Origin of the sequence: Parasedimentitalea psychrophila (genome assembly GCF_030285785.1) — a bacterium.
Classification (GTDB): Bacteria; Pseudomonadota; Alphaproteobacteria; order Rhodobacterales; family Rhodobacteraceae; genus Parasedimentitalea; species Parasedimentitalea psychrophila.
The window spans coordinates 1,956,626-1,981,311 of the sequence record NZ_CP127247.1; the positions used below are offsets into that span (position 1 = coordinate 1,956,626).

Here is a 24,686-nt window from a genome sequence, read left to right on the forward strand (position 1 = left end):
CGCCACGCCCAAGACCGCAAGCCCCGTCGCCATAGGCGATGGTTCGTGCGGGCGCGGGAGATTTTGGAATAGTATCAGTCAGGCCGCGGGCAGGCGGGGAACGCGGTGGCTGCCGGGATTGCCCGAACGCCATGCGGTATTTCCCGGCGCGGCGCGTTGCGCGGCTGCTCAGCTCAGCTTTTTCAAATCCGCGATCAGGGTGTCGATGTTGCCTTTGCGGTGATCCAGCATGGCGCCGATCTCGGTGCGCTCGGTCAGCAGCAGATTTACCCCTTCGATGAACATGTTGAAAAATTTGTCCTTGCCGGATTTATCGGACACCAGAAAGGTCACCTCAAACGGGGCCTGCCCCTGCAGGGTGGCAATCGATTTGACCTCATAGCCGGCGCGGATCTTGCGAGCGGATTTCACTTTGATGCCGCCGCCGATGAATTCACGGAACCGCTTGCCATATTTGCGCGAGATATAGCCCTGAAACGCCTTGGTGAAGGCCCGCATCTGCGCCTTTGACGCGCGTCGACCGTCAACGCCAAGGGCGTATTGCGCCATGATTGGCACATCGGCGTAGCGGATAAAGATCTTCTCAAAGTCCCGGATCATTGCGGATTCGGATTTGCCGGAGGCGATGACTTTGTTGATGTCGCTGACCACATTGCCAACCAGATCGCGGGCGCCATTTTCGCTGAGCGCAAGAACGGGGAAGGGCAGGGCGGCCAGGCCCAGACCTGAAATAGTGATGTTCAGGAAGCTGCGGCGGTCAAACAAATTACTCGGCATAGATATCCTCATAGGGGTCGGAGTAGGGATCACCAAAGACCCCGTCATAAGTATCCTGATCGCCGCCCAACTCAAAGCGTCGGTTTTGCAGATAAATCAGCCGGGCCTGAGCATAGCTGTCGGCGCTTTCATACAAGATCGAGTCAATTGTAGCAGAATAATTGCCGCGGTCGCCCATTCGGCGCACGATCTCGGCATAAACGCCGATATTATCGGCGGGGTTCTGCCGGGCAAAGGTGATCGGATTGGTGAAGAAATCAGCAAAGACACCCACCGCATCGCGGGTGGTCGACGGGCCGTAGAGGGGGATTTCAACATAGGCCCCTTCCCCAAAGCCCCATACATGCAGGGTTTCGCCAAAGTCAGTATCGACCCGGGCTATGTTGAAATCCGAGGCCGGATCAAACAGACCGCCCATGCCGAGCACAGTGTTGATCAGCAATCTGGAGATCGCCAGACCGGTTTTGGGCAGGTCGCCCTGCAACAATGCATTCACCGCCTGGCCGGGCATCGACAGGTTTTCCGCAAACAGGCCAAAGGAGGTGACTATTTCCGGCGGTACAGCAGAGACATAGCCGTTGGATGCAGGCCGGAAGATGGCCCGGTCAACGCTCAGATTGAAGCCGTGGATAGAGCGGTTGACCTCCTCGTGGGGATCAAACACATCACCTGCAGCCCGCGCCTCGGGGCTTTGCCCGGCACAGCCAGCGGTTAATCCGGTCAGCAACAGGGCAACAAGAAGAGAAATCTGTCGCAGCGTCAAAGTCATCTGTCTTGGTGTCCATGTTCTCAGCCAATGGGTCGCAGCCCGGCCCCGATCTAAACGTAATCAGTCGGGTTCACAGAGGCTATGCATAATGTTTGTTTTGTTGTGACAGATTTAGAACATATTACAAGGTAGGCTGCTAGGGAGGAGGGGGTTACTTTCATAGGCCGATACAGCGTTACTGCAGGAATATTATGACAAATAGAACATTAAAAAACGGTTTGGACGAGTTGCGGGGGATCCGTCGTCGCAGTCGCAACCTGTATTGGTCTGTTGGGCTGTTCAGCTTCTTTGCCAATATGCTGATGCTGACCGGGCCTCTGTATATGATGCAGGTCTATGACCGGGTGCTGGGCAGCCGCTCTGAGCAGACGCTGGTGGCGCTGTCGCTGCTGGTGGTGTTTCTCTATGGCATGATGGGGCTGCTGGATTATTCCCGGGGTCGGATCATGGCGCGGGTTGGGGCGCGGTTTCAGGCGGCGCTGGACCGGCGGGTGTTTGATGCGATGATCCGGCGTTCAGCGCTGACCTCGGACCCGGTGGCGCAAACCGGCCTGTCTGATCTGGAATCGGTGCAGCGGTTGATGGCCTCGCCGGTGCTGATGGCCGGGTTTGATATGCCGTGGACGCCGATATTCCTGGCTGGCATTGCGCTGTTTCATCCCTGGCTGGGGCTGCTGGCGGTGGGCGGCGGCGCGGTTCTGGTTTTGATCGCGCTGCTGAACCAGCTGTTCTCAAGGGCGCCGCAATTGCAGGCAAGCCTCGCCTCGCACCGGGCTGGCATGATGTCCGAGGAAATCCGCAGCGAAGCCGAGATGATCCAGTCCATGGGCATGCGCGGCGCCGCCTTTGGCCGCTGGAAGGTGGCCCGCGACACGGCGCTGGTGGAAACCATCTCGGCCAATGATGTCGGCGGCAGCTTTACCTCGCTGACCAAGACGCTGCGGCTGTTTCTGCAATCGGCGATGCTGGGGCTGGGCGCCTATCTGGTGTTGCAGGGTGAGGTATCGCCCGGCGCGATGATTGCCGGCTCGATCCTGATGGGGCGGGCCTTGGCGCCGATTGAACTGATGCTGGGGCAATGGGCGCTGGTTCAGCGCGCCCGCAAGGGCTGGGCCAGTCTGGCGGAGCTGCTGACCAAGGTGCCGCAGGAACAAGAGCGGCTGGCGCTGCCCAAGCCCAAGGCCCGGCTGGAGCTGCAGGCGGTGACGGTGGTGCCGCCGGGAGAAAAGACGCCGCAGTTGCGCAACGTCACCTTCAAACTGCAGCCGGGGCAGGCGCTGGGGGTGATTGGCCCTTCGGGCTCGGGCAAGTCGACATTGGCGCGGGCGCTGACCGGCGTGTGGCGGGTGGCGGCTGGCACCATCCGGCTGGACGGGGCGGCGCTGGATCAATATGCGCCCGATGTGCTGGGCCAGCATATCGGTTACCTGCCGCAGCGGGTGCAATTGTTTGAGGGGACAATTGCGCAGAACATTGCCCGCCTGGCGGAGACGCCGGAGGCTGAAAAAGTGGTCGCCGCCGCCAAGAAAGCAGCGGCGCATGCGATGATTACCAAGCTGCCCGACGGCTATGACACCCGGATCAAGGCGGGGGGGGGGCGCCTGTCCGGCGGCCAGATGCAGCGGATTGGCCTGGCGCGGGCGCTTTATGATGATCCGGTGATCCTGATCCTGGATGAGCCAAATTCAAACCTGGACAACGACGGGTCGGTGGCTTTGAACGCCGCGATCAAACAGTTAAAATCCGAGGGCAGATCAGTGCTGATCATGGCCCACCGGCCTGCGGCGATACAGGAATGTGACCTGCTGCTGGTGCTGGATCAGGGCAATCAGACCGCCTTTGGCCCCAAGGACCAGGTGCTGCGCCAGATGGTGGTGAACCATGAGAAGATCCAGAAAACCGCAGCAGCGAGGCAGGCCCAATGACGCAAGAAACCACATGGTCGGCCCGGCGTCCGGTTTTCATCGGTATGCTTGGCCTGTTGCTGCTGGTCGGCGGCTTTGGCACCTGGTCGGTGCTGTCGTCGATTGCCGGCGCGGTGGTGGCCAGTGGCCGCATTGAGGTCGATCAGAACCGCCAGGTGGTGCAGCATCTGGATGGCGGCATCGTCTCGGAAATCCTGGTGCAGGAGGGCGACGCGGTGGCCGAGGGCGCCTTGTTGCTGCGCCTTGATGCCAGCCGGCTGAGCTCGCAACTGGTGATCACCGAAGGCCAGTTGTTTGAGCTGACCTCGCGTCGGGGGCGGCTGGAGGCGGAACGCGACAGTGCCGCTGCCATTGTCTTTGATGCGGACCTTATTGCGCTGGCTGCAACCCGACCCGAGGTTGCGGAGTTTATGGCGGGGCAAGTGCGATTGTTCCTGGCCCGGCAGGATTCGGTGGCGCGGGAGACCGAGCAGCTTGAAAAGCGCCGCGAGCAGATCCGCGATCAAATTGTTGGGATCAAGGCGCAGCAGGACTCGATGGTACTGCAACTGGAGCTGATCGGCGAGGAACTGGTAAACCAGCAATCTCTGCTGGACCGCGGATTGGCGCAGGCGGGCACCGTTTTGAACCTGCGCCGCACCTCGGCGGATCTGCAGGGCTCGCTGGGAGAGCTGGTCGCAACAGAGGCGCAGGCCGAAGGTCGCATTACCGAGACCGAGATTGAGATCCTGAAGCTGGGCACCGGCCAGCGCGAGGAGGCGATCACCCGGCTGCGCGACCTGCGCTATCAGGAACTGGAACTGGCCGAAACCAGGCGGTCGCTGCTGGACCAGTTGGATCGGCTTGATATCCGGGCGCCGGTTTCGGGGATTGTCTATGGATTGCAGGTCCATACCCTCCGTTCGGTGATCCGTGCCGCCGAGCCGGTATTGTATCTGGTGCCGCAGGATCGACCGCTGATTGTGGCCGCACAGGTGTCTCCGATCAACATTGATGAGGTCTATGTTGGCCAATCGGTGACGCTGCGGTTTTCGGCGCTGGATCAGCGCGAGACCCCGGAACTGTTTGGCACCGTTACGCTGCTGTCGGCGGATTCCTTTGAGGACGAAGCCAGCCGCCAGCCCTATTACCGGGCTGAAATTGAGCTGCAAGAGGGCGAGGTCGACAAGCTGCCAGAGGGCGTGGTGCTGATCCCCGGCATGCCGGTGGAAAGCTTTATCCGCACCGCCGATCACTCGCCGCTGTCCTATCTGATCAAGCCGCTGGCCGACTATTTCAACAAAGCCTTCCGCGAGAGCTGATCCCCGGGCTGGTTGCCAGCCTGCGTTTTTCCCTTTCCGCTGTATTGCTTCGCGGTTAGCGTCGCCGACGAAACACTTGTTGGAGGATAGATGTCATGGGTTTTGAGGCGAAACTGAAAGAGCTGGGCGTGACACTGCCGGATGCTCCGGCTCCGGCGGCCAATTATGTGCCCTATGTTGTGGCGGGTGACATGGTCTATGTCTCGGGGCAGATTTCGGCGGATAGCACGGGGCTGATCACCGGCACATTGGGCGCGGATATGGATGTCGAGGCGGGTGCCGCGGCGGCCAAAACTTGCGCTATCTCTTTACTGGCGCAAGTGAAGGCGGCCTGTGGCGGTGATCTGGATCGCCTGGTGAAGGTGGTCAAACTGGGCGCCTTTGTGAATTCCACCGATGACTTCACCAAGCAGCCAATGGTGGTCAACGGAGCTTCTGATTTTCTGGTCGCGGCGCTGGGCGATGTCGGCCGCCATGCGCGCTCGGCTGTTAGTTCCCCCTCGCTGCCACTGGGTGTTGCTGTTGAGATCGACGGGGTATTTCAGATCAAATGACGCCAGCACTCCCCGCCGATTTCCTAAGGCTGCCGATTGCCCACCGGGCCCTGCATGATGTCACCGATGGGCGTCCAGAGAACAGCCGTGCGGCCATCCGCGCGGCGATTGCGGCGGGCTACGGTATCGAAATCGACCTGCAGTTGAGCGCCGATGGCCAGCCGATGGTGTTCCATGATTATGATCTGGAGCGGCTGGCAGAGGCGCGCGGGCCGGTCAATCTGCTGACCCGGGACCAGGCCCGGGCCACTCCCTTGAGGGGGGGCGACGGCGAGGGTATCCCGGATCTGGCTGAGGTGCTGGATCTGGTTGCCGGCCAAGTACCGTTGCTGATTGAGATCAAGGATCAGGATGGTCAGATGGGGCCGGATATCGGCGCGCTTGAACGGGCGGCGGCTGCTGCCTTGCAGGGCTACTCTGGCCCGCTGGCGCTGATGTCGTTCAACCCGAACTCGGTTGCTGAACTGGCCCGGCTGGCACCGGAGCTGCCACGCGGCATCGTCACCAGTGGCTATGATTTTGAGGCCTGGCCAGAGCTGACCGGGCCGATTTGCAATCGGCTTCGGGATATGCCGGATCTTGACCGGGTCGGCGCCAGCTTCATCAGTCACCAGGCCAGTGATCTGTCGCGGCCCCGGGTGCAGCGCCTGCGCGACGGCGGGCTTCCGGTGTTATGCTGGACGATTAGGTCGCAGGTCGAGGAGCGCGCGGCGCGGGTCTTTGCCGATAATGTGACCTTTGAGGGCTATCTTTCTGCTTTGCCGGGTTGATAGCCGGTTGTCTCTGCCCAAGTATCGCAGGCGCAAGGGGGGCCTATGGATCAGGCGCAAATCGAAATACAATTGCTGGGCTCATTGGCGCAGATAGCGGCTGATGAGTGGGATGCATGCGCTTGCCCCGAGGCCGCAGAAGGTGGCCGTCCCAACGATCCCTTCACCACCCATCGGTTTCTGTCCGCGCTGGAAGACAGCGGATCGGTGGGGCGTGGCAGCGGCTGGCAGCCGCAGTATCTGACCGCCTATCTGGATGGCGCGCTGATCGGCTGTGCGCCGATGTATGCCAAGTCGCACAGTCAGGGTGAGTATATTTTTGACCACAATTGGGCGCATGCGTTTGAGCAGGCGGGCGGACGCTATTACCCCAAGCTGCAAATGGCGGTGCCCTTTACCCCGGTCACCGGCCGGCGATTGCTGGTGCGTCCCGGATACCAGGCCGTCGGTCAGTCCGCATTGGTGCAGGGCGCGGTGCAACTGGCGGCGAATAACGAATTGTCGTCGCTACATGTGACATTCTGCACCGAGGAGGAGGCCAGGGTAGGTGAGCAAATGGGGCTGATGCCGCGGCTGACGCAGCAGTTTCACTGGCTCAATCAGGATTATCAGGATTTTGACGGCTTTCTGGCCAGCCTGTCGTCGCGCAAACGTAAGAATATCCGCAAGGAGCGGGCGCAGGCGCAGGGCTTTGGTGGCGAAATTGAGGTGTTCAGCGGTGCGGATCTGCGGTGCGAACATTGGGATGCCTTCTGGCAGTTCTATCAGGATACCGGTGCCCGCAAATGGGGATCGCCCTATTTGACCCGCGCCTTCTTTGACATTGCGCAGGACACAATGGCGGATGACATGGCGCTGATTCTTGCCCGGCGCGATGGGCGTTATGTCGCCGGGGCGCTGAATTTCATTGGCCGTGATACGCTTTATGGCCGATATTGGGGTTGTAGCGAACATCATCCCTGCCTGCATTTCGAACTGTGCTATTATCAGGCTATGGATCTGGCCATCGCCATGGGGCTGGCTCGGATCGAGGCCGGGGCGCAGGGCGAGCACAAGCTGGCGCGCGGATATCTGCCGACGCAGACACATTCCCTGCATTGGCTGGGGGATCCCGGCTTTGCTGATGCGGTGGCCCGGTATCTGGAGGCAGAGCGCGTGGCAATCGAGGAAGAGATTGAGATCCTGACGGACTATGGCCCGTTCAAAAAGCTAGAGGTGGAGGAACAGCAATGACCGAGAAACTGTCAGAGGCAACCCGCGGACCGCTGTTGGACCCGTTGTTTCAAACCGGCTGGACCCTGCTGGAGGGTCGTGACGCGATCACCAAGACCTACAAGTTCAACAATTTTGTCGACGCTTTTGGCTGGATGACCCGGGCCGCGATCTGGGCCGAAAAATGGAATCACCATCCGGAGTGGAGCAATGTCTACAATAAGGTGACGGTGGTGCTGACGACGCATGACGTGGGCGGGATCAGTTCCCAGGATGCCAAGCTGGCGCGCAAATTTGATAGCCTGATCTAGGGACCAGAGCCCCGGAGCGGCCGGGGCTTTGGTCTGTTTTGACTGGGATCAGCCCATCGTCTCCAGCAGGCCTTCACCGGCGGTCAGCTCGCAGATGCCGGGGCCTTTTTCCATCTGCAGAATCGTCACCTCGCCGTCCTCGACCAGCATTGCATAGCGCAGCGAACGGGCCAGAAGGCCGGCCGCGGCGGCATCAAATCGCATGCCTATGGCCTCGGTCAGGCTGCAATCGGCATCGGCCAGCATGGTTATCCCGGCCTCGGTGGCGCCGGTCTCTTTGCCCCAGGCCGCCATCACAAAGGGATCGTTGACCGAAATGCAGATGATCTCGTCGACGCCTTTGGCGATCAATTGGTCCTTGGTGCGGATAAAGCTGGGCACATGGGCGGCGCTGCAGGTTGGGGTATAGGCACCCGGCACGGCAAAGATCGCCACTTTGCGGCCCCTGGTCTTATCACCAATGGCAACCGGTTCCGGGCCCTTGGCGCCGATCTGCACCAATGTTGCCTCTGGTAGCTTTTCACCTACTGAAATCATCTTTGCCTCGTCACTTCTAATTGCGTTTTGGTTGGGCCCGCATATAGGGTCCGGCAGAACCGTGACCACAACAGTGCAGGGAGGCAAGGGCAACATGAGCCAGATCGTCGTGATAGGGGCCGGGCAGGCGGGATCGTCGCTGGTGGCCAAGCTGCGCAAGGTCGGATTTGACGGCGAGATCACCCTGATCGGGGCCGAAACCGCGCTGCCCTATCAGCGCCCGCCACTGTCCAAGGCCTATCTGCTGGGGGACATGGCGCTGGAGCGGTTGTTTCTGCGGCCTGAGAAGTTTTATGCCGACAACAATATCACCCTGAAGCTGGGCCAGCCGGTCAGTGCCATTGATGCAGCCGCCAAGACGGTCAGTATTGGCGATGAGGTGATCGCCTATGATCATCTGGCGCTGACCACCGGATCAGACCCGCGTCGCCTGCCGACGGCAATCGGTGGTGATCTGGAGGGCGTGTTTGTGGTGCGCGGCTTGGCGGATGTCGACGCCATGGCGCCCTCGGTGCGTGAGGGTGCCCGCACACTGATTGTTGGCGGCGGCTATATCGGTCTGGAGGCGGCGGCGGTCTGTGCCAAACGCGGTGTAAATGTGGTGCTGGTCGAGATGGCAGACCGCATATTGCAACGGGTGGCGGCGCCCGAAACATCGGATTATTTCCGCGCCCTGCATGGCGCGCATGGGGTGGATATCCGCGAAGGGGTTGGGCTGGAGCGGCTGCTGGGCCGTGATGGCAAGCTCACCGGCGCGGTGCTCAGCGATGGGTCCACGCTGGAGTTGGATTTTGTGGTTGTTGGTGTTGGTATCTCTCCTGCCACGCAGCTGGCTGAAATGGCCGGTGTGACCTTGAACAACGGCATTGAGACCGACGCGCAGGGGCGGACCTCGGATGCGTCAATCTGGGCGGCCGGCGATTGTGCCTCGTTTCCCTATCAGGGCGGGCGCATTCGGTTAGAGAGCGTGCCCAACGCGATCGATCAGTCCGAGATCGTGGCGCAGAATATCATGGGGGCGGAAAAGGCCTATACCGCCAAGCCGTGGTTCTGGTCTGATCAGTATGACGTCAAACTGCAGATCGCCGGGCTGAACACCGGCTATAGCCAAGTGGTCACCCGTGCCGGCGCCGGTGCCTCGGTGTCGTTCTGGTATTTCAAGGATGACCAGTTGCTGGCGGTGGATGCGATGAACGACCCGCGCGCCTATATGGTGGGAAAGCGGTTGATTGATGCGGGCAAGAGTTGCGATCCCAAGGTTGTAGCTGATCCCGAGATCGACCTGAAGTCGCTGTTGAAAGCATGAGGATCATTGCCGGGGGTTTTCGCGGCCGGGCGCTGGCTGCGGTGGGCAAGGGCGACGCAGGCGCGCATCTGCGCCCCACCACAGACCGGGTGCGCGAAAGCCTGTTCAATGTGCTGGCCAACACCGGCGTTATTCCGGGGGCCCGGGTTCTGGACCTGTTTGCCGGCACCGGTGCGCTGGGGTTGGAAGCCCTGTCACGGGGCGCGTCCTGGGTGAGCTTTGTTGACAGTGGGCGGGTGTCCTCGGGGCTGATCCGCAAGAACATCGACATCACCCGCAGTCAGGACAGTACCAGTCTGATCAAGCGGGATGTGCTGAAGCTGGGGGTAAACCCGGATGCACCCTATGATCTGATCTTTCTCGACCCGCCCTACGGCAAAGGCCTGGGCGAAAAGGCCTTGGCTGTGGCGGCCGAGGCAGGCTGGATCGACGATGAGGCGCTGGTGGTCTGGGAGGAAAGCAGCCCGATGGCGGCGCCCAAAGGCTATCAGTTGCGCGACAGCCGCAAATATGGCGACACTCATATCACTCTGATGTGGCGAGATGTTTCGGAGTGATTAGCAGGCCTTTGCGCATTGATTTGATTATTATCTGAAGTCAGGAACGATTTTATGCCAAAGACCCATCCGACCCCAAAGCTGGTGATTTTTGATTGTGATGGCGTGCTTGTCGACAGCGAAGTGATTTCAAACCAGGTGTTGGTCGAGAACTTGGCGCAGTACGGGCTACATCTGGACCTGGCAGACTGTATGGACCTGTTTGTTGGTGGCACGATGGCTGGCGTGAAAGGTAAGGCCCAGAAACTGGGTGCGGATCTACCGCTGAACTGGGTTGATGAGGTCTATCAAGAGACTTACGCAAGGCTGAAAGATGGCGTGCCGCTTGTTTCTGGTATTCCCGAACTTTTGGCGTTGCTTGATCGCGAGAATATTCCCTGTTGTGTGGCCTCTAACGGCTGCGAGGACAAGATGCGGATCACTTTGGGTCAGAGTGATTTGTGGCAACGGTTTCACCCCAACGCGATGTTCTCGGCCCATACGCTGGGCGTTGCCAAACCCGAACCGGGGCTGTTTCTGGCAGCTGCCAGCCATTTTGACGTTCAGGCGCGGCAGTGTTTGGTGATTGAAGACAGCGCCACCGGGGCCAAGGCTGCGATGCGGGCGGGGATGCGGTGTCTGGGCTATGCCCCCGAGGGCATTGGTGCAAAACTGGCCGAGCAGGGGGCCGAGGTGTTTGGTGCTATGGCGCAGGTGCCAGCGCTGATTGGCTTGACTGACGCCGGGGCGTAGCCGGAAATCCTTACCCAAAAGTAAGGGGGGCGCTGCCCCCCTCTTGCCGCTGGGGCGACAATTCACCCCCTGGGATATTTTTGGCCAGATGAAAGCGGATCCTTGTAGGGCTGGGGCGGCGGGACTGGGGCGGCGGGACTGGGTTATTCATAGCTGAAGCTGGCCAGTATCCGTCCGCCCAGGGTATCGGGCAATTGCTCGGGGCCGTTGATCGGGACCAGGTTGCGGCTGATATTGTGCAGGATGAAATAGCTCTCGGCGCGGGCCGGGTGGGGAATGGCGACCAGTTGCAGCACCATCGGGCCATTGGACGGGTCGGTATAGGTGGCCAGCAGTTGGACCGCGCGCATGCCATTGACGGAAATTTCGCGAGTGCTGATGATTTTGGCGTCGGTAAAGCCCTGGATCGCAGAGGGATAGGCCGATTGTGTCAGCGCCTTGGCGGCGCTGCGCAGGCGGATCGGCATCGGGTCGTCGCTGTCTTGCGGGATGGGGAAACTGGCATCCACCACATGAAAGTTCTCGATGAACCTGCGCCCGGATGGGTCTTTAGTGGCGAAGGTGAATTTGACAATGCCGCCGCTGGGGCGGCCATCGGCGATCAGCTCAACATCATTGCGGATCGGGATCTGTAGCGCAAAGGGCACTTTGATCGGGATGTTGTATTTGGCGGTATAGTCGGCATTGAACCGAAAAATGCGATTGAGGTAAGCGCCTTGGTAACTGAACAGGTTGAAGGAGAGGCTTGGCTCTTGCGACTGCGCGGCGGGGGCCAGACCAAGCAGTGCAATCACTGCGATGATGTTTTTAAAACTCATATAAAATCTCCCTAATTAAACAGGGATCAGCTTAGGGCATTGGCGGCTTTCGTCAAATATCCAGGATCAGCACTGGCTGTCGTCGGCTGTCTGGGCCCCATCGCCGGGTCTGGATCAGGCGATGGGGCAGTCAAACCGTGAGAGGTCAGCGTTAGGTCGGGTGGAACTTACCACCGGGCGACAGAGTGAAAATGTCAAACCCGTCGGCAGTGACCCCAATCGAATGCTCGAACTGGGCTGACAGGGATTTGTCGCGGGTTACGGCGGTCCAGTCGTCGGCCAGCACCTTGGTCTCGGGGCGGCCCAAGTTAATCATCGGCTCGATGGTGAAGAACATGCCTTCCTCGAGCTTGGGGCCAGTGCCGGGGCGACCGTAGTGCAGCACGTTGGGCGGTGCGTGAAAGACCAGACCCAAGCCGTGGCCACAGAAATCGCGCACCACGCTCATCCGCTGGCTTTCGGCATAGACCTGAATGGCATGGCCGATGTCGCCAAAGGTATTGCCGGGCTTCACGGCCTCGATGCCCTTCATCAGGGCATCATGGGTGACCTGAATGAGACGCTTTGCCTTGAGTGGCATTTTTCCGGCCACATACATCCGGCTGGTGTCGCCAAACCAGCCATCGACGATCACAGTGACGTCGATGTTGAGGATATCGCCATCTTTCAGCTTTTTGTCGCCGGGGATGCCGTGGCACACCACGTGGTTCACCGAGATACAGCTGGCGTGTTGATAGCCTTTGTAGCCGATGGTGGCTGAGGTAGCGCCAGCATCGTCGACCATTTTGGTGATCAACCGGTCGATCTCGCCGGTGGTTTGGCCAACAAAGATATGCGCCGCAATATCGTCGAGAATGCGCGCGGCGAGTTCCCCGGCCACATGCATGCCGGCAAAATCGGCCTGTTGGTAAATGCGAATGCCGTCCTTGGTCGTCCGGCCATCGTTTTTTCTCATCTAGATGGGCTCCATCGCTGCAATCCTAGACTGCTATCTAAGGGTATTGGCGCCAAAGGGCCATAGCCCGTTATACGGGGCTACTTAGCCTGCCGGGATGGCTGGACCAAGGGTAATTTCATCAGGTGAAATATTGGTTGTGTAGATCAGTCTTTCAACACCTGCGGTCTGGGCCTGTGCAAAGGCTGCCGCATAGGTCGGGTCGATATCGGCCGCCAGTTGGAAGTGCTGGCAATCTGTGCGCTGTACCAGATAGAGCATCACCGCCCGGTGGCCCTGTTGCACCATATTGGTTAATTCACCCAGATGTTTGGTGCCGCGTTTGGTGACGCTGTCGGGGAATTCTACCAATCCGGGCTGGCGACACAGGGTGGCGCTTTTGACCTCGACATAGCAGTCCGGCAGGCCCGGCTGGGTGAGCAGGAAGTCGATGCGACTGGCGGCGCCGTATTTGACCTCGGGGCGGATGGTTTCATAGGCGGCCAGCTCGGCGATTTCCCCGGCTTCGAGCGAGGCGCGCAGGGCGCGGTTGGGCACCGAGGTGTCAACGCCGGTGAAGTGGCCGTTTTCATGCTCGATCAGTCGCCAGCCGTAGTTCAGCTTTTTCTTGGGGTCGTCGTTGGGCTCTAGCCAGACCCGCATTCCCGGGTCAGCCAGCCCCATCATTGAGCCGGGATTGGCGCAATGGGCAGTGATTTCGCGGCCATCCGCCAGCAGGCAATCGGCCAGAAACCGTTTGTAGCGGCGGAGCAGGGTGGCGGGGATGAGGGGTGTTGCAAATTTCATGATGTCTGCCTATCGCACCGCCGCCGGTTGTCAAAGCATCAGTTGCGGCCAGCCATGACGCCGACCACATCCCTGCGCGCACAGTGGAAAAATGAACTGTCTGCTTGCCCTTGCGGCGGGTGGGCGTATCTTGCGGGCAAAACTGCCGAAGGAGTGAGACAATGCCAAACCCTACCGCTGCCATGCTGGTCATTGGTGATGAGATCCTCTCGGGGCGTACCCGCGACGCCAATATGTACTTTTTGGCGGGTGAGTTGACCAAACACGGTATTGATCTGGGTGAGGTCCGGATTGTCAGCGATGACAGCGCGGCGATCATTTCGGCGGTTCAGGCGCTGTCAGCCGGCTTTGACCATGTGTTTACCAGTGGCGGCATTGGCCCCACCCATGACGACATCACCGCCGACTGTATTTCACAGGCCTTTGGGGTGCAGATTGATGTACGGGATGACGCGCGGTCGCTGCTGGCTGCGCATTACAAGACCACAGGCAAGGAACTGAACGAGGCGCGGCTGCGCATGGCGCGCATTCCCGACGGGGCCTCGCTGATCGACAATCCGGTCTCGGTTGCGCCGGGGTTCACCCTTGGCAATGTGCATGTGATGGCGGGGGTGCCAATGGTGTTTCAGGCCATGGTGGCATCAGTGTTGCCGGGGCTGACCGGGGGGCAGCCGATGCTGTCGCAAACGCTGCGGGTGCATCGCGGCGAAGGCGACATCGCCCCGATGCTTGGCGCCCTGGCGGCGCGCTACGGTGATCTGTCCATCGGTTGTTACCCGTTTCAGCAGGACGGTGCATTTGGCGCCAATATTGTCATTCGTGGCACCGAGGGCATGCGCATCGACGCTGCCATGACACAATTGGCCAAGGAGCTGGACCTTTGAGCACCGATCCACGTTTTTACGCTGTGGCTGAGGCAACATGGCCCTGCGCCCGAAAGTTCACGCTGGGGCCAATCACTCTGCGCGAGGGGCGGGGCGGCGGCAGTCGGGTGTCCTCGGCAACGGTCAATGGCCCGGTGACTGACGGAGATATCGCCGCCGCCGAAGCGGCGATGCGCGACATGGGGCAGGTGCCGCTGTTCATGATCCGCGACGGCGAGGATGGGCTGGATGCCCAGTTGGCGGCGCGTGGATATCAGGTGAAAGATCCGGTCAATCTGTGGTCCTGCCCGGCCTCTTTGCTGACCGACATCGACATTCCCCCCGTCACCACCTTTTGCGTTTGGGAGCCATTGGCCATTCAGGTCGAAATCTGGGCCGCGGGTGGTATTGGCCCGCAGCGACTGGCCGTTATGGAGCAGGTAGAGGGGCCAAAGACTTCGATCCTCAGCCGCGGCAACGAGCAACCGGCCGGCACCGCGTTTTGCGCCATCCACGACGGTATGGCGATGGTCTACGCGCTGGAAATCCTGCCACACCAACGTCGTCAAGGGATGGGCCTGTGGATGATGCGGCAGGCCGCATTCTGGGCCCGCGATAACGGTGCCGAGGAGCTGGCATTGATGTGTACCAAACGTAACACCGGCGCCAATGGGCTCTATGCTTCCCTCGGCATGACCGCTGTGGGACAGTATCACTATCGTATATTGTCGAACGGAGATTGAGTTCAAATGACTGATCAGACCATGCCCACCGCACTGGACCTGCCGATGGTGGACCCGCTGCCACCGCAGACCCAAAAATACTTTGATATCTGTGTCGAAAAACTGGGCATGATCCCCAATGTGCTAAAGGCCAACGCCTTTGACATCGACAAGTTGAACGCTTTTACCGGCATGTATAACGATATAATGCTGGCCGAGAGCGGGTTGAGCAAGCTGGAGCGCGAGATGATCGCAGTGGTGGTCTCGTCGATCAACAAGTGTTTCTATTGTCTGGTGGCGCATGGGGCGGCGGTGCGGCAACTGTCGGGTGATCCAAAACTGGGCGAAATGCTGGTGATGAATTACCGGGTGGCGCCGCTGGAAGGCCGTCAGCGCAGCATGCTGGATTTTGCCGCTAAGATGACCACTGCCAGCGCCGAGATTTCCGAGGCTGACCGCCAAGGGCTGCGGGATGAGGGGTTCAGTGACCGCGACATCTGGGACATTGCCAATGTGACCGGATTTTACAACATGTCCAACCGGGTTGCCAGCGCCACCGGGATGGTGCCCAACGACGAATACCACAGCCAGTCCCGGTGATTCGCGCGCTTGCCATAATTGGCGCTGCGGCGCTGGCATTGCCGGTTCTGGCAAGCGATCTGTCACCGCCCGCGGGCGCCCAGTTTCTCAGCATGCGGCAAAGCCCATTGGCCCGCTACGCGCTGCCAATGGGGCCTGCGGTTGGTGACACTGTCCCGGTTCGGCACTTTGAAGGCCAGGTGCTGCGCCGCACCTGGCGGTTGACGGGGCAGACCAGCGCGATGCAGATGTTTGTGCCGATGCGGCAACAGCTGCAGGCGGCGGGGTATCAGGTCCAGTTCCAATGCCAGACGCTGGACTGCGGCGGATTCGATTTCCGCTTTGGCATCGAGGTGGTTCCGGCGCCGGACATGACGGTTGATATTGGTGATTTTCAATTTCTGTCAGCAATCAAAGGCGCCGATCAGGCGCTGTCGCTATTGGTGTCTCGCTCGGGGACCTCGACCTATATTCAGCTGATCGAGGTCCGCCCGACCAGTGCCGATCCGCTGCAGATTGCCGCTCCCGAATCCCTGCCTGAGGTGACGGTGGCAGATCTGCCCGGGCAGGTCGCGCAGGCCGGCATACTGGAGGCCCTGATCTCGGATGGTCGGGTGGTGCTGACGGGGCTGCTGTTCGAAACCGGCTCTGCCCGTCTTGGTAAAGGGCCGTTTGAACAACTGACCCAGCTGGCGGCGGTATTGGCGGCCTCGCCCGAGATGCGCATTTCGCTTGTCGGTCACACCGATAACATTGGCAATCAGGACAAAAACATCACCCTGTCGCATCGCCGTGCTAGGTCCGTTCGCGAAAGATTGCTAAAACAGTTTGAGATTGATGAGGCCCAGATTGAGACCGCAGGGGTTGGATATATGGCACCGCTGACCAGCAATCTGACGGACGAGGGGCGTGATGCCAATCGTCGGGTCGAAGCGGTGCTGCTGTCGCGGTAGCGCCCCGCCCACGGCTAGATCAGGCCAGTCTAGATCAGGCCAGTCTAGATCAGGCCAGACGTGAAAAAGCCCCGCGCCAAGGCACGGGGCAGAGTGTCGAGGGTGTTGGGGTTACCAGTCGCCGGGGCCTTTGTCGGCAAAGGCGTGCACCAGAAAATCGATAAAGGCGCGCACTTTGGGCTGGGTGAACCGGCCCGGCGGATAGACGGCGTAGATGCCTTGAGTTTCGATCGGCAGGTTTGGCATCACATCTTCGATCAGCCCTTCTGCCATCGCAGATGAATACAGATAGCTGGGCAAATAGGCGATGCCGAGACCTGAAATGGCCGCGTTCAACAGCGATTGGCCATCATTGACGCTAAGCCAGCCGGCCGTACGGACCTGACGTTTTTCGCCGGACGGCGCTGTCAGTTTCCACATGTTGCCGCTCGATTGGTTCGAGTAATGCAGCAGTTTATGGGCATTCAAGTCGTCAATCTTTTGCGGGCGGCCAAATTTCTCCAGATACCCGGGCGAGGCAATCATCCGCTTGGTGGTCTCGGTCAATTTGCGGGCGCGCAGGGTGCTGTCTTCCAGCTCACCGATGCGCAGCGCCATGTCAAAGCCCTCTGATATCAGTTCAACAAAGCGGTTGTTCAAGACCATGTTGACGGTGATGTCAGGGAAATCATTCAGGAATTCGGAGAGCACGGGGGACAGGTGGTTGACGCCGAAATCGGTGGCCACGGAAATGCGCAGCAGCCCGGATGGCGCCGATTGCATCGAGGTCACCAGCGCGTCGGCTTCGCCTGCGTCGTTCAGCACCCGTCGCGCCCGGTCATAATAGGCCAGACCAATCTCGGTCGGCGACACCCGGCGGGTGGTGCGGTTCAGCAGCCGGGCTCCCAGCCGGGCCTCAAGGCTGGACACATGTTTCGACACCGCGGATTTGGAGATGCCCATCTTGCGCGCCGCGTCGGTAAACCCACCTTGGTCCACCACATTGGCAAAGGCTTCCATTTCGGTCAGTCGGTCCATCTCGTTCCCCTCAAGCATTCAGTGCTAGCCCCGTCAATGGCGGTCAATTCAGGCAACATCTGGGCGATGGTGGGATAATACCGGGGTTTTCACAGGATCGTTGAGTCTTTGGAAACGATCGCGGGGGCGCCCCCCGCTGGTTGCCACGCCATCCAGGATATCTTCGACCGGTGCTGCACAGTTCGGTCCAGGCCGAAGCATTGGCCTGCCCCAAGCCTGTAGAGGCAGGTCAGCCCTATTGGAGACTGCTATGCTGACCTGTATCATCCGCTACCAAATCGACCCGACCAAAAAAGCCCAGTTCGAGCAATACGCCCGCAACTGGGGCCAGGCGATCCCACGCTGCGGCGCCGATCTGATCGGCTACTATGCGCCGCACGAGGGCTCCTCTACATTGGCCTATGGCATCTACAACGTGGCCAGCCTGGCCGATTACGAGGCCTATCGAAGCCGTCTTGCCGCCGACCCGCTGGGGCAGGAGAATTACCGCTTTGCCCAGCAAGAGAAGTTCCTGTTGCGCGAAGACCGGACTTGGCTGAAACAGGTCTCTTTGCCACATGGAGACCCGAGATGATTGCAGTGCTGTTTGAAGTCCGTATCGCCGAGGGCCGCAAGCCCGACTATCTGCAGGTTGCCGCTGATTTGCTGCCGGTGTTGCAGCAGAGTGATGGCTTCATCTCGGTTGAACGGTTCCAAAGCCTGAGTGACCCGGACAAGCTGCTGTCGCTGTCCTTTTGGCGCGACGAACAGGCGGTCCGGTCCTGGCGCCAAACGGCAGAGCATCGCGGCGGCCAGAGCCAGGGGCGCGGCGGTATCTTCGCAGACTACCGCCTGCGGGTGGCCAGTGTGCTTCGCGACTATGGCATGGAGGACCGGGATCAGGCGCCCAAAGACAGCCGCGAGCTGCACGGCTGATATGATTGTAGGGTGCGTGGTTCCGCGCATTGGCGCGGGTTCACGCACCCTTTTTCTTAGAACGAAGCGGCCAGATTAGAACGAAGCGGCCAGACGGGTGCCCTGATTGATCGCCCGTTTGGCGTCCAATTCTGCCGCCACATCGGCGCCGCCGATGACATGACAGGCAACACCGCGCTCGGCCAAAGCATCCGCCAGTGTGCGCTCGGGCAGCTGACCCGAGCACAGCACGATGGTATCAGCTGGGATCACCGTCGGGGTGTCGCGGGCCTCGCCAAACGAGACATGCAGCCCCTCATCGTCGATCCGCTCATAGTTGACCCCGCCCAGCATCTCGACCTGCTTCATTCTCAGCGTTGCGCGGTGGATCCAGCCGGTGGTCTTGCCCAGCCCCTTGCCATGCGCCTTGGTCTTGCGCTGCAACAGAGTCACCCTGCGGGCCGGTGCGCCTGGTTGTGGGCCTTCTGGCGCAAGTCCGGCGCGGTGCTCCTCGGGATCGGCGACCCCCCATTCCTTCATCCACAGCGGCAGGTCGGTTGTCGGGCTGTGGCCGTCCTCCAGCAGGAATTCGCAGACATCAAAGCCAATACCGCCGGCGCCGATCACCGCAACATGCTGACCAACGGGGGCCTTGCCGCGCAGCACGTCGATATAGCTCAGCACGTTGTCGCGGTCCTGGCCGGGGATCTCAGGGTCCCGCGGGACAACGCCGGCGGCAATCACCACCTCGTCAAACCCGGCCAGATCATCGGCGCTCACTTTGGTGCCCAGTTTCACGGTGATCCCGGCCTTGGCCACCATGGTGCGATACCAGTCCACCAATCCCCGGAATTCCTCTTTGCCCGGCACCTGCTTGGCCATGTTCAGCTGACCGCCAAGCTCGTCCGCCTGGTCGAACAGGGTGACCACATGGCCGCGCTTTGCGGCGGTCAATGCGGTGGACAGCCCAGCCGGACCTGCGCCCACAATGGCGATGGTCTTGGCGACGGGAGCGATCTCGATCAGCAGTTCGGTCTCATAGCAGGCCTGCGGGTTGACCAGGCACGAGGTCAGCTTGCCGCCGAATGTATGGTCCAGACAGGCCTGATTGCAGGCGATGCAGGGGGCGATCTGATCGCCTGCGCCACGCATTGCCTTTTTGACAAAATCCGCATCCGCCAGCATCGGACGCGCCATCGACACCATATCGGCGCAGCCTGTGGCCAGCACCTCTTCGCCGACCTCGGGCGTGTTGATCCGGTTCGAGGCAATCAGCGGAATGCCAATCTTGCCCATCAGTTTCTTGGTGATCCAGGCAAAAGCGGCGCGCGGAACGCTGGTGGCGATGGTGGGGATGCGTGCCTCGTGCCAGCCGATACCAGAATTGATAATGGTGGCGCCGACTTTCTCAACCGCGACGGCCAGTTGCACCACCTCGTCATGGGTGGACCCATTGGGCACCAGGTCGATCATCGACAGCCGGAAGATGATAATGAAATTCACCCCCACAGCCGCACGGGTGCGGCGCACCACCTCAACAGCCAGGCGCATTCGGTTCTCATAAGATCCGCCCCAGCGGTCCTCCCGTTTGTTGGTGTGCTTGACCAGGAATTGGTTGAGGAAATAGCCCTCAGAGCCCATGATCTCGACACCGTCATAGCCGGCCCTTTGCGCCAGGACGGCGGCGTTGACGATATCGGCGATCTGTTTTTCGATGCCATCCTCATCCAGCGCCGTGGGCGGGAACGGAGAGATCGGCGATTTTATCGCACTGGGGGCGACACATTTGGGGCCGTAAGCATAGCGCCCGGCATGCAGGATCTGCATCGCGATCTTGCCACCGGCCTGATGAACGCGGTCGGTGACAATGGCGTGGTTGTTGACGTCGTCGTCGCAGGTCATCATCGCCGCGCCGGGCAGGACCGAGCCTTCAAGATTGGGGCCAATGCCGCCGGTGACCATCAGGCCTACCTCGCCGCGTGCCCGCGATGCATAGAACTCGGCCACCCGGTTCCAGTCGCGGGTCTCTTCCAGGCCAGTGTGCATGGATCCCATCAACACGCGGTTCTTCAGGGTGGTAAAGCCCAGGTCCAACGGCGCCAGCAGGTTTGGGTACTCAGTCATCACACTCTCCCTCAGATGTGCCGGATAGAATTGCCGCGTTGCAGCGACTTGTCACCCGAAACGCGGCGTCACCCTCTTGTACGACGCGAAGGCCGCGCTACACAGGACCTATAACATCAGGAGAGCGAGATGACGCCGAGTGAGATTGCCAAACTGCCCTATCGCCCCAATGTCGGGGTGATGCTGTTGAACGCGGCGGGCGATGTCTTTGTCGGCCAGCGCAAAGACCGGTTCAAGGACGCCTGGCAGATGCCGCAGGGTGGCATTGATGACGGCGAAGATCCCCGCACGGCGGCGCTGCGGGAACTGGAAGAGGAAACCGGAGTGGTGCCCGAACTGGTCGAGATCATCGCCGAAAGCGACGGCTGGCTGCCCTATGAGCTGCCACATGACGTGGTGCCGAAATTCTGGGGTGGCAAATATCGCGGCCAGGAACAGAAATGGTATCTGATGCGCTTTACCGGTAGTGATGATCAGGTCAACATCGACACCGAGCACCCCGAGTTCTCGGCCTGGTGCTGGCAGCCGGTGGATCAGTTGGTGGACAAGATCGTGCCGTTCAAGCGCGAGGTCTATGCGCGGGTGGTCGCCGAATTTCAGGGGTATCTGTAATCAACTGACAGCGCGCGGCAAAGCCGCGCGCTGGGCCCAACGGAAGGAATTGCCCCCGCAGGGGGCATTTCCGACGGGCGGGAGAGCCTGGGTTTGTTTACAGCAGACCTTCGGCGCGCAGCAGTTCCAGCATGTTGGCCTCGGGGCGGGGGCCAATGTGGCTGATCACCTCACCGGCGCAGAGGCAGCCGATCTTGGCACAGGTTTCCAGATCACGGCCAGTGGCCATGCCAAACAGGAAGCCGGCCGCAAACTGATCGCCGGCTCCGGTGGCGTCGACTGGCACCACACGGGTCACCGGCACCTCGATCTGTTTGCCCTCGGACACCACAGTCACGCCATCGCCCGAACGGGTGCAGACCACCAGCGGGCAGATCTCGGCGGTTTGCGCCAATGCGGCTTCCAGATCATCGGTTTCAAACAGTGACTTGATCTCGGCCTCATTGCCGATCACGTAGTCCAGCTCGTTTTCGATCAGCGACAGGAAATCGGCGCGGTGACGTTCGACACAGAACGGGTCGGAAATGGCGATGCCAGCCTTGCCGCCGCCTGCATGGCAGCTGCGCGCCGCCTCCAGAAACGCGGTTTTGCCCTTGTCCTTGTCGAACAGATAGCCCTCGAGGAACATGATCTGGGCCTGACCGGCCACACCCGAGGACACATCGGCCGAGCTCAGCTCGGAGGAGATGCCCAGATAGGTGTTCATCGAGCGCTCACCGTCCGGCGACACAAAGATCATCGAGCGCGAGGTGGGCAGCTCACCACCGGCGACCGGCGCATTGACAAAATCAACGCCATCGTCAGTCATCGCTTTGGCGTAGAACTGCCCCAGCGCATCGTCATGCACCCGGCCAATAAAGGCCGCATCCAGCCCCAGCGCGCCAGCCCCGGCGATGGTATTGGCGACCGATCCACCGGGGGTCTGCACCCGGCCCTGCATCGCCGCATAAAGCACTTCGCCGCGATCGCGTTCGATCAGCTGCATGATGCCCTTCTCGATGCCCATAAGGTCAAGAAAGCTGTCGTCGCTTTGGCTGATGACATCGACAACGGCATTGCCGATGCCAACAATCTGGTAGGTCTTCATAGGTTTTTGTCCTCAAACATGCACAGGTCGCGGATCAGGCAGGTGCCACAGAGCGGTTTGCGTGCTTTACAATGATAGCGGCCGTGTAAAATCAGCCAGTGATGGGCGTGGAGTTGAAAATCAGCGGGAATATTGTCTTCCACCGCGCGTTCAACGGCGTCTACGTCCTTGCCCGGAGCAATGCCGGACCGGTTGCCAACGCGAAAGATATGGGTGTCCACCGCCTGTGCGGGCTGCTGCCACCACATGTTCAGCACCACATTGGCGGTTTTGCGGCCGACACCCGGCAATGATTGCAGCGCAGCGCGAGAGTTCGGCACTACGCCGTTGTAGTCCTCGACCAGAATGCGGCTCATCTTGATCACATTCTTGGCTTTCTGACGAAACAGCCCGATGGTCTTGATATGCTCGGTCAGACCCGCTTCGCCCAGGTCCAGCATCTTCTGCGGCGTGTCGGCGATCTGGAACAGGGCGCGTGTTGCCCTGTTGACCCCGGCATCGGTGGCCTGCGCCGACAGGGCGACCGCCACCGCGAGGGTGTAGACGTTGACATGCTCCAGCTCCCCTTTGGGTTCTGGTTCAGCCTGCTGGAACCGCGTGAAGATCTCGCGGATGGTATGATAATCGAGTTGTTTTGCCATCGCGGGCCTTAATGACGTGACCGGCGGCGCATCGCAACGGGAAACCGGTAAAATGGCTCAGGCCGGGTTAACCGCGGGCTGTTTCGCAACAGCCACAAGGCGCAAGTTTCGGGTCGTTTGTTGGCCGCTAAATCCTTAACCTGAATTCAGACGACGACAGGAGACATGCCAATGAACACTCAGGCCAATGAGCAAAGCTATCACTATGGTGTCATGCGCCGGGCGATTGAGCTGATCGACGAAGGCGGCGAGGGGCTGTCGCTCGAGGATCTTGCGACAAAGATGGACATGAGCCCGGCTCATTTTCAGCGGCTGTTCTCGGCCTGGGTTGGGGTGTCCCCGAAACGCTACCAGCAGTATCTGCGGCTGGGCCACGCCAAGTCTCTGTTGCACGATAATTTCACCACGCTGGGGGCGGCCCATGCGGTTGGACTGTCCGGCACCGGGCGTCTGCATGACCTGTTCCTGCGCTGGGAGGCGATGAGTCCGGGCGAATATGCCCGCAAGGGCGCCGATATGCAGATCTCTTGGGGCTGGTTCGACAGCCCCTTTGGGCTGGCCCTGGCGATGGGCACCACCAAAGGCATCTGCGGATTGGGTTTTGCGGCTGAAACTGGAACTGAGGCGACAATGACTGATATGCAGTCTCGCTGGCCCAAGGCCAATTTCACCGAGGACCCTGCGATGCTGCGGCCCCTGGTGACTGCGGCCTTCGACCAGCGCGGCGAAACGGCGCTGCATATGATTGGTGCCCCCTTGCAGATCAAGGTCTGGGAGGCTCTGCTGCGCATCCCTTCGGGGCAGGTCTCGACCTATTCCGAGATCGCCCAGTCGATTGGCGAGCCCCGCGCCCAGCGGGCGGTTGGCACCGCCGTGGGGCGCAATCCGGTGTCCTGGCTGATTCCCTGCCACCGGGCCCTGCGCAAATCCGGCGCTTTGGGTGGCTATCACTGGGGCCTGCCGGTGAAACGCGCCATGCTGGCCTTTGAGTCCGCCCGCAGCGAGGGTCGCTGCGACGTCTAGGGGGGGGCTAGTATCCGCTGGCTGGTCTCAAATGGCAGCAGGTGCGCGGGGAATTGCCGATCTGCTGGGGGATGGGGTTGAGCCTTGGACGCCGAGTCATGATACATTGCGGCAAAAGACGCGCGACAGGCGCGGTTCCGAGCATAAAAAGGCCATACCATGACGATGCTGAAATTTTCGACCGCAACTGTTTTGATTGCTGCACTGGGGCTGGGCGCCTGTACGAATGCGACATTACTGGACAACTATAACGGTGATCCCAATCAGAACACCAAAAGCGGTGCGATCATTGGCGGCATTCTGGGCGCCAGCGTTGGCGCTCTGTCCAATAGCAGCAACAAGACCGCTGCGGTTCTGGGCGGCGCGGCACTGGGGGCGGCTGCAGGCGGGGCGATTGGCTATAACCTGGATCAGCAAGCGGCTGAGCTGCGGCAGCAGTTGGACAACGAGGGTATCACCATCGTCAATACAGGCGATCGGTTGATTGTCTCGCTGCCCGATGACCTGACCTTTGCCAGTGACAGCTCTGCCATCAGCGCCTCGGTGCGGTCGGATCTGCAGAAAATCGCCAACAGCCTGCTGCGCTATCCCGATAGCTCGGTCCAGGTGATTGGCCATACCGACAGCGATGGCGATGCCACCTATAACCAAAGCCTGTCTGTGCGCCGTGCCAATGCGGTTGCGGATCAGGTGCAGGCCGGCGGGGTGCCGTATAACCGGGTGCAGACATATGGACGTGGCGAGGACCAGCCGGTTGCCAGCAACCTGACAGTCGAAGGCAAAGCGCAGAACCGCCGGGTTGAAATTGTGGTGATTCCGCAATCAACCTGAGCCGGTTGGAGCCTAGGTCTCGCGGATAGT

The 24,686-nt window shown here is 60.5% G+C and carries 28 protein-coding genes; 18 read left to right on the forward strand and 10 right to left on the reverse strand.

The genetic code is table 11. The features are described from left to right. Positions 1 to 168: 168 nt before the first annotated feature. On the reverse strand, positions 169 to 777 hold the full coding sequence (locus QPJ95_RS09420; RefSeq protein ID WP_270920655.1) for an MlaC/ttg2D family ABC transporter substrate-binding protein: 609 nt from the start codon (positions 775 to 777) through the stop codon (positions 169 to 171). After that, complete coding sequence (locus QPJ95_RS09425) at positions 767 to 1,546, reverse strand: MlaA family lipoprotein (protein WP_270920656.1); 780 nt, start codon at positions 1,544 to 1,546, stop codon at positions 767 to 769. Before QPJ95_RS09425 ends, QPJ95_RS09420 begins: the two co-directional genes overlap by 11 nt. 191 nt (positions 1,547 to 1,737) lie before the next feature. Between QPJ95_RS09425 and QPJ95_RS09430 the strand changes: the two genes are divergently transcribed. The 6 genes from QPJ95_RS09430 to QPJ95_RS09455 all read left to right on the forward strand — a co-directional run bounded on the left by QPJ95_RS09430 (position 1,738) and on the right by QPJ95_RS09455 (position 7,619). Continuing rightward, positions 1,738 to 3,471: a type I secretion system permease/ATPase gene (locus QPJ95_RS09430; RefSeq protein ID WP_286018256.1), complete on the forward strand. Its 1,734-nt coding sequence runs from the start codon at positions 1,738 to 1,740 to the stop codon at positions 3,469 to 3,471. Beyond that, the gene (locus tag QPJ95_RS09435) at positions 3,468 to 4,772 is read left to right on the forward strand and encodes an HlyD family type I secretion periplasmic adaptor subunit (RefSeq protein WP_286018257.1); all 1,305 of its coding nucleotides are present in this window, start codon (positions 3,468 to 3,470) and stop codon (positions 4,770 to 4,772) included. Before QPJ95_RS09430 ends, QPJ95_RS09435 begins: the two co-directional genes overlap by 4 nt. A gap of 95 nt (positions 4,773 to 4,867) precedes the next feature. After that, positions 4,868 to 5,326: a RidA family protein gene (locus QPJ95_RS09440; RefSeq protein WP_270919276.1), complete on the forward strand. Its 459-nt coding sequence runs from the start codon at positions 4,868 to 4,870 to the stop codon at positions 5,324 to 5,326. Beyond that, a complete protein-coding gene (locus QPJ95_RS09445; protein ID WP_270919275.1) occupies positions 5,323 to 6,096 on the forward strand; it encodes a glycerophosphodiester phosphodiesterase family protein in 774 nt (257 codons plus the stop codon). Before QPJ95_RS09440 ends, QPJ95_RS09445 begins: the two co-directional genes overlap by 4 nt. 45 nt (positions 6,097 to 6,141) lie before the next feature. Continuing rightward, positions 6,142 to 7,329 (forward strand): GNAT family N-acetyltransferase, encoded by a 1,188-nt coding sequence (locus tag QPJ95_RS09450; RefSeq protein ID WP_270919274.1) that lies wholly within the window; start codon positions 6,142 to 6,144, stop codon positions 7,327 to 7,329. Beyond that, positions 7,326 to 7,619 (forward strand): 4a-hydroxytetrahydrobiopterin dehydratase, encoded by a 294-nt coding sequence (locus QPJ95_RS09455; protein ID WP_270919273.1) that lies wholly within the window; start codon positions 7,326 to 7,328, stop codon positions 7,617 to 7,619. The genes QPJ95_RS09450 and QPJ95_RS09455 overlap by 4 nt, the downstream gene beginning before the upstream one ends. A 48-nt stretch (positions 7,620 to 7,667) precedes the next feature. Here the strand turns inward: QPJ95_RS09455 and QPJ95_RS09460 are convergent, their stop codons facing one another. Then, the gene (locus QPJ95_RS09460) at positions 7,668 to 8,156 is read right to left on the reverse strand and encodes a peroxiredoxin (RefSeq protein ID WP_270919272.1); all 489 of its coding nucleotides are present in this window, start codon (positions 8,154 to 8,156) and stop codon (positions 7,668 to 7,670) included. Positions 8,157 to 8,250: 94 nt separating this feature from the next. On the opposite strand from QPJ95_RS09460, the gene QPJ95_RS09465 reads away from it, so the two are divergent. The 3 genes from QPJ95_RS09465 to QPJ95_RS09475 are packed head-to-tail and all read left to right on the forward strand — an operon-like array spanning position 8,251 to position 10,751. Beyond that, complete coding sequence (locus tag QPJ95_RS09465) at positions 8,251 to 9,462, forward strand: NAD(P)/FAD-dependent oxidoreductase (protein WP_270919271.1); 1,212 nt, start codon at positions 8,251 to 8,253, stop codon at positions 9,460 to 9,462. Beyond that, positions 9,459 to 10,019 (forward strand): 16S rRNA (guanine(966)-N(2))-methyltransferase RsmD, encoded by a 561-nt coding sequence (rsmD, locus tag QPJ95_RS09470; RefSeq protein WP_270919270.1) that lies wholly within the window; start codon positions 9,459 to 9,461, stop codon positions 10,017 to 10,019. Before QPJ95_RS09465 ends, rsmD begins: the two co-directional genes overlap by 4 nt. Before the next feature lie 54 nt (positions 10,020 to 10,073). Continuing rightward, on the forward strand, positions 10,074 to 10,751 hold the full coding sequence (locus QPJ95_RS09475; protein ID WP_270919269.1) for an HAD family hydrolase: 678 nt from the start codon (positions 10,074 to 10,076) through the stop codon (positions 10,749 to 10,751). 143 nt (positions 10,752 to 10,894) lie between these two features. On the opposite strand, the gene QPJ95_RS09480 is transcribed toward QPJ95_RS09475, so the two are convergent. From QPJ95_RS09480 to sfsA, 3 genes are all read right to left on the reverse strand, one after another. Next, positions 10,895 to 11,569, reverse strand: a complete 675-nt coding sequence (locus QPJ95_RS09480; RefSeq protein WP_270919268.1) for a hypothetical protein — start codon at positions 11,567 to 11,569, stop codon at positions 10,895 to 10,897. Positions 11,570 to 11,720: 151 nt separating this feature from the next. Further along, positions 11,721 to 12,524, reverse strand: coding sequence for a type I methionyl aminopeptidase (gene map, locus QPJ95_RS09485; protein ID WP_270919267.1), 804 nt, complete (start codon positions 12,522 to 12,524; stop codon positions 11,721 to 11,723). Between the two features lie 84 nt (positions 12,525 to 12,608). Beyond that, positions 12,609 to 13,310: a DNA/RNA nuclease SfsA gene (gene sfsA, locus QPJ95_RS09490; protein WP_270919266.1), complete on the reverse strand. Its 702-nt coding sequence runs from the start codon at positions 13,308 to 13,310 to the stop codon at positions 12,609 to 12,611. Positions 13,311 to 13,471: 161 nt separating this feature from the next. Between sfsA and QPJ95_RS09495 the strand changes: the two genes are divergently transcribed. Genes QPJ95_RS09495 through QPJ95_RS09510 form a run of 4 tightly spaced genes read left to right on the forward strand, consistent with a single transcriptional unit; the run spans position 13,472 to position 16,427 of the window. Further along, on the forward strand, positions 13,472 to 14,194 hold the full coding sequence (locus tag QPJ95_RS09495; RefSeq protein ID WP_270919265.1) for a competence/damage-inducible protein A: 723 nt from the start codon (positions 13,472 to 13,474) through the stop codon (positions 14,192 to 14,194). Further along, positions 14,191 to 14,916: a GNAT family N-acetyltransferase gene (locus QPJ95_RS09500; protein WP_270919264.1), complete on the forward strand. Its 726-nt coding sequence runs from the start codon at positions 14,191 to 14,193 to the stop codon at positions 14,914 to 14,916. Before QPJ95_RS09495 ends, QPJ95_RS09500 begins: the two co-directional genes overlap by 4 nt. Before the next feature lie 6 nt (positions 14,917 to 14,922). Beyond that, positions 14,923 to 15,495, forward strand: a complete 573-nt coding sequence (locus tag QPJ95_RS09505; protein WP_270919263.1) for a peroxidase-related enzyme — start codon at positions 14,923 to 14,925, stop codon at positions 15,493 to 15,495. Next, positions 15,492 to 16,427 carry an OmpA family protein gene (locus tag QPJ95_RS09510; protein WP_270919262.1) on the forward strand — a complete coding sequence of 312 codons (936 nt, stop codon included), beginning with the start codon at positions 15,492 to 15,494 and terminating at the stop codon, positions 16,425 to 16,427. Before QPJ95_RS09505 ends, QPJ95_RS09510 begins: the two co-directional genes overlap by 4 nt. A gap of 111 nt (positions 16,428 to 16,538) precedes the next feature. On the opposite strand, the gene QPJ95_RS09515 is transcribed toward QPJ95_RS09510, so the two are convergent. Then, positions 16,539 to 17,444 (reverse strand): LysR family transcriptional regulator, encoded by a 906-nt coding sequence (locus tag QPJ95_RS09515; protein ID WP_270919261.1) that lies wholly within the window; start codon positions 17,442 to 17,444, stop codon positions 16,539 to 16,541. A gap of 250 nt (positions 17,445 to 17,694) precedes the next feature. On the opposite strand from QPJ95_RS09515, the gene QPJ95_RS09520 reads away from it, so the two are divergent. Together QPJ95_RS09520 and QPJ95_RS09525 are read left to right on the forward strand one after the other, a co-directional pair. Beyond that, a complete protein-coding gene (locus tag QPJ95_RS09520) occupies positions 17,695 to 18,018 on the forward strand; it encodes an NIPSNAP family protein (protein WP_270919260.1) in 324 nt (107 codons plus the stop codon). Beyond that, the gene (locus QPJ95_RS09525; RefSeq protein WP_270919259.1) at positions 18,015 to 18,359 is read left to right on the forward strand and encodes an antibiotic biosynthesis monooxygenase family protein; all 345 of its coding nucleotides are present in this window, start codon (positions 18,015 to 18,017) and stop codon (positions 18,357 to 18,359) included. Before QPJ95_RS09520 ends, QPJ95_RS09525 begins: the two co-directional genes overlap by 4 nt. Positions 18,360 to 18,434: 75 nt before the next feature. On the opposite strand, the gene QPJ95_RS09530 is transcribed toward QPJ95_RS09525, so the two are convergent. Next, positions 18,435 to 20,462 (reverse strand): NADPH-dependent 2,4-dienoyl-CoA reductase, encoded by a 2,028-nt coding sequence (locus QPJ95_RS09530; RefSeq protein ID WP_270919258.1) that lies wholly within the window; start codon positions 20,460 to 20,462, stop codon positions 18,435 to 18,437. A gap of 129 nt (positions 20,463 to 20,591) precedes the next feature. Here QPJ95_RS09530 and QPJ95_RS09535 point away from each other — a divergent pair, with 129 nt between their 5' ends. Continuing rightward, positions 20,592 to 21,074, forward strand: a complete 483-nt coding sequence (locus tag QPJ95_RS09535) for an RNA pyrophosphohydrolase (protein WP_270919257.1) — start codon at positions 20,592 to 20,594, stop codon at positions 21,072 to 21,074. Positions 21,075 to 21,171: 97 nt separating this feature from the next. Here the strand turns inward: QPJ95_RS09535 and QPJ95_RS09540 are convergent, their stop codons facing one another. After that, positions 21,172 to 22,161, reverse strand: coding sequence for an adenosine kinase (locus QPJ95_RS09540; protein ID WP_270919256.1), 990 nt, complete (start codon positions 22,159 to 22,161; stop codon positions 21,172 to 21,174). Continuing rightward, a complete protein-coding gene (gene nth, locus QPJ95_RS09545) occupies positions 22,158 to 22,802 on the reverse strand; it encodes an endonuclease III (RefSeq protein ID WP_270919255.1) in 645 nt (214 codons plus the stop codon). The genes QPJ95_RS09540 and nth overlap by 4 nt, the downstream gene beginning before the upstream one ends. Before the next feature lie 171 nt (positions 22,803 to 22,973). Here nth and QPJ95_RS09550 point away from each other — a divergent pair, with 171 nt between their 5' ends. Both QPJ95_RS09550 and QPJ95_RS09555 read left to right on the forward strand, forming a co-directional pair. Further along, positions 22,974 to 23,825 carry a bifunctional helix-turn-helix domain-containing protein/methylated-DNA--[protein]-cysteine S-methyltransferase gene (locus QPJ95_RS09550; RefSeq protein WP_270919254.1) on the forward strand — a complete coding sequence of 284 codons (852 nt, stop codon included), beginning with the start codon at positions 22,974 to 22,976 and terminating at the stop codon, positions 23,823 to 23,825. A 159-nt stretch (positions 23,826 to 23,984) separates the two neighbouring features. After that, entirely contained in the window at positions 23,985 to 24,656 is a 672-nt protein-coding gene (locus QPJ95_RS09555) for an OmpA family protein (RefSeq protein ID WP_270919253.1), read from the forward strand. Positions 24,657 to 24,686: the final 30 nt, after the last annotated feature.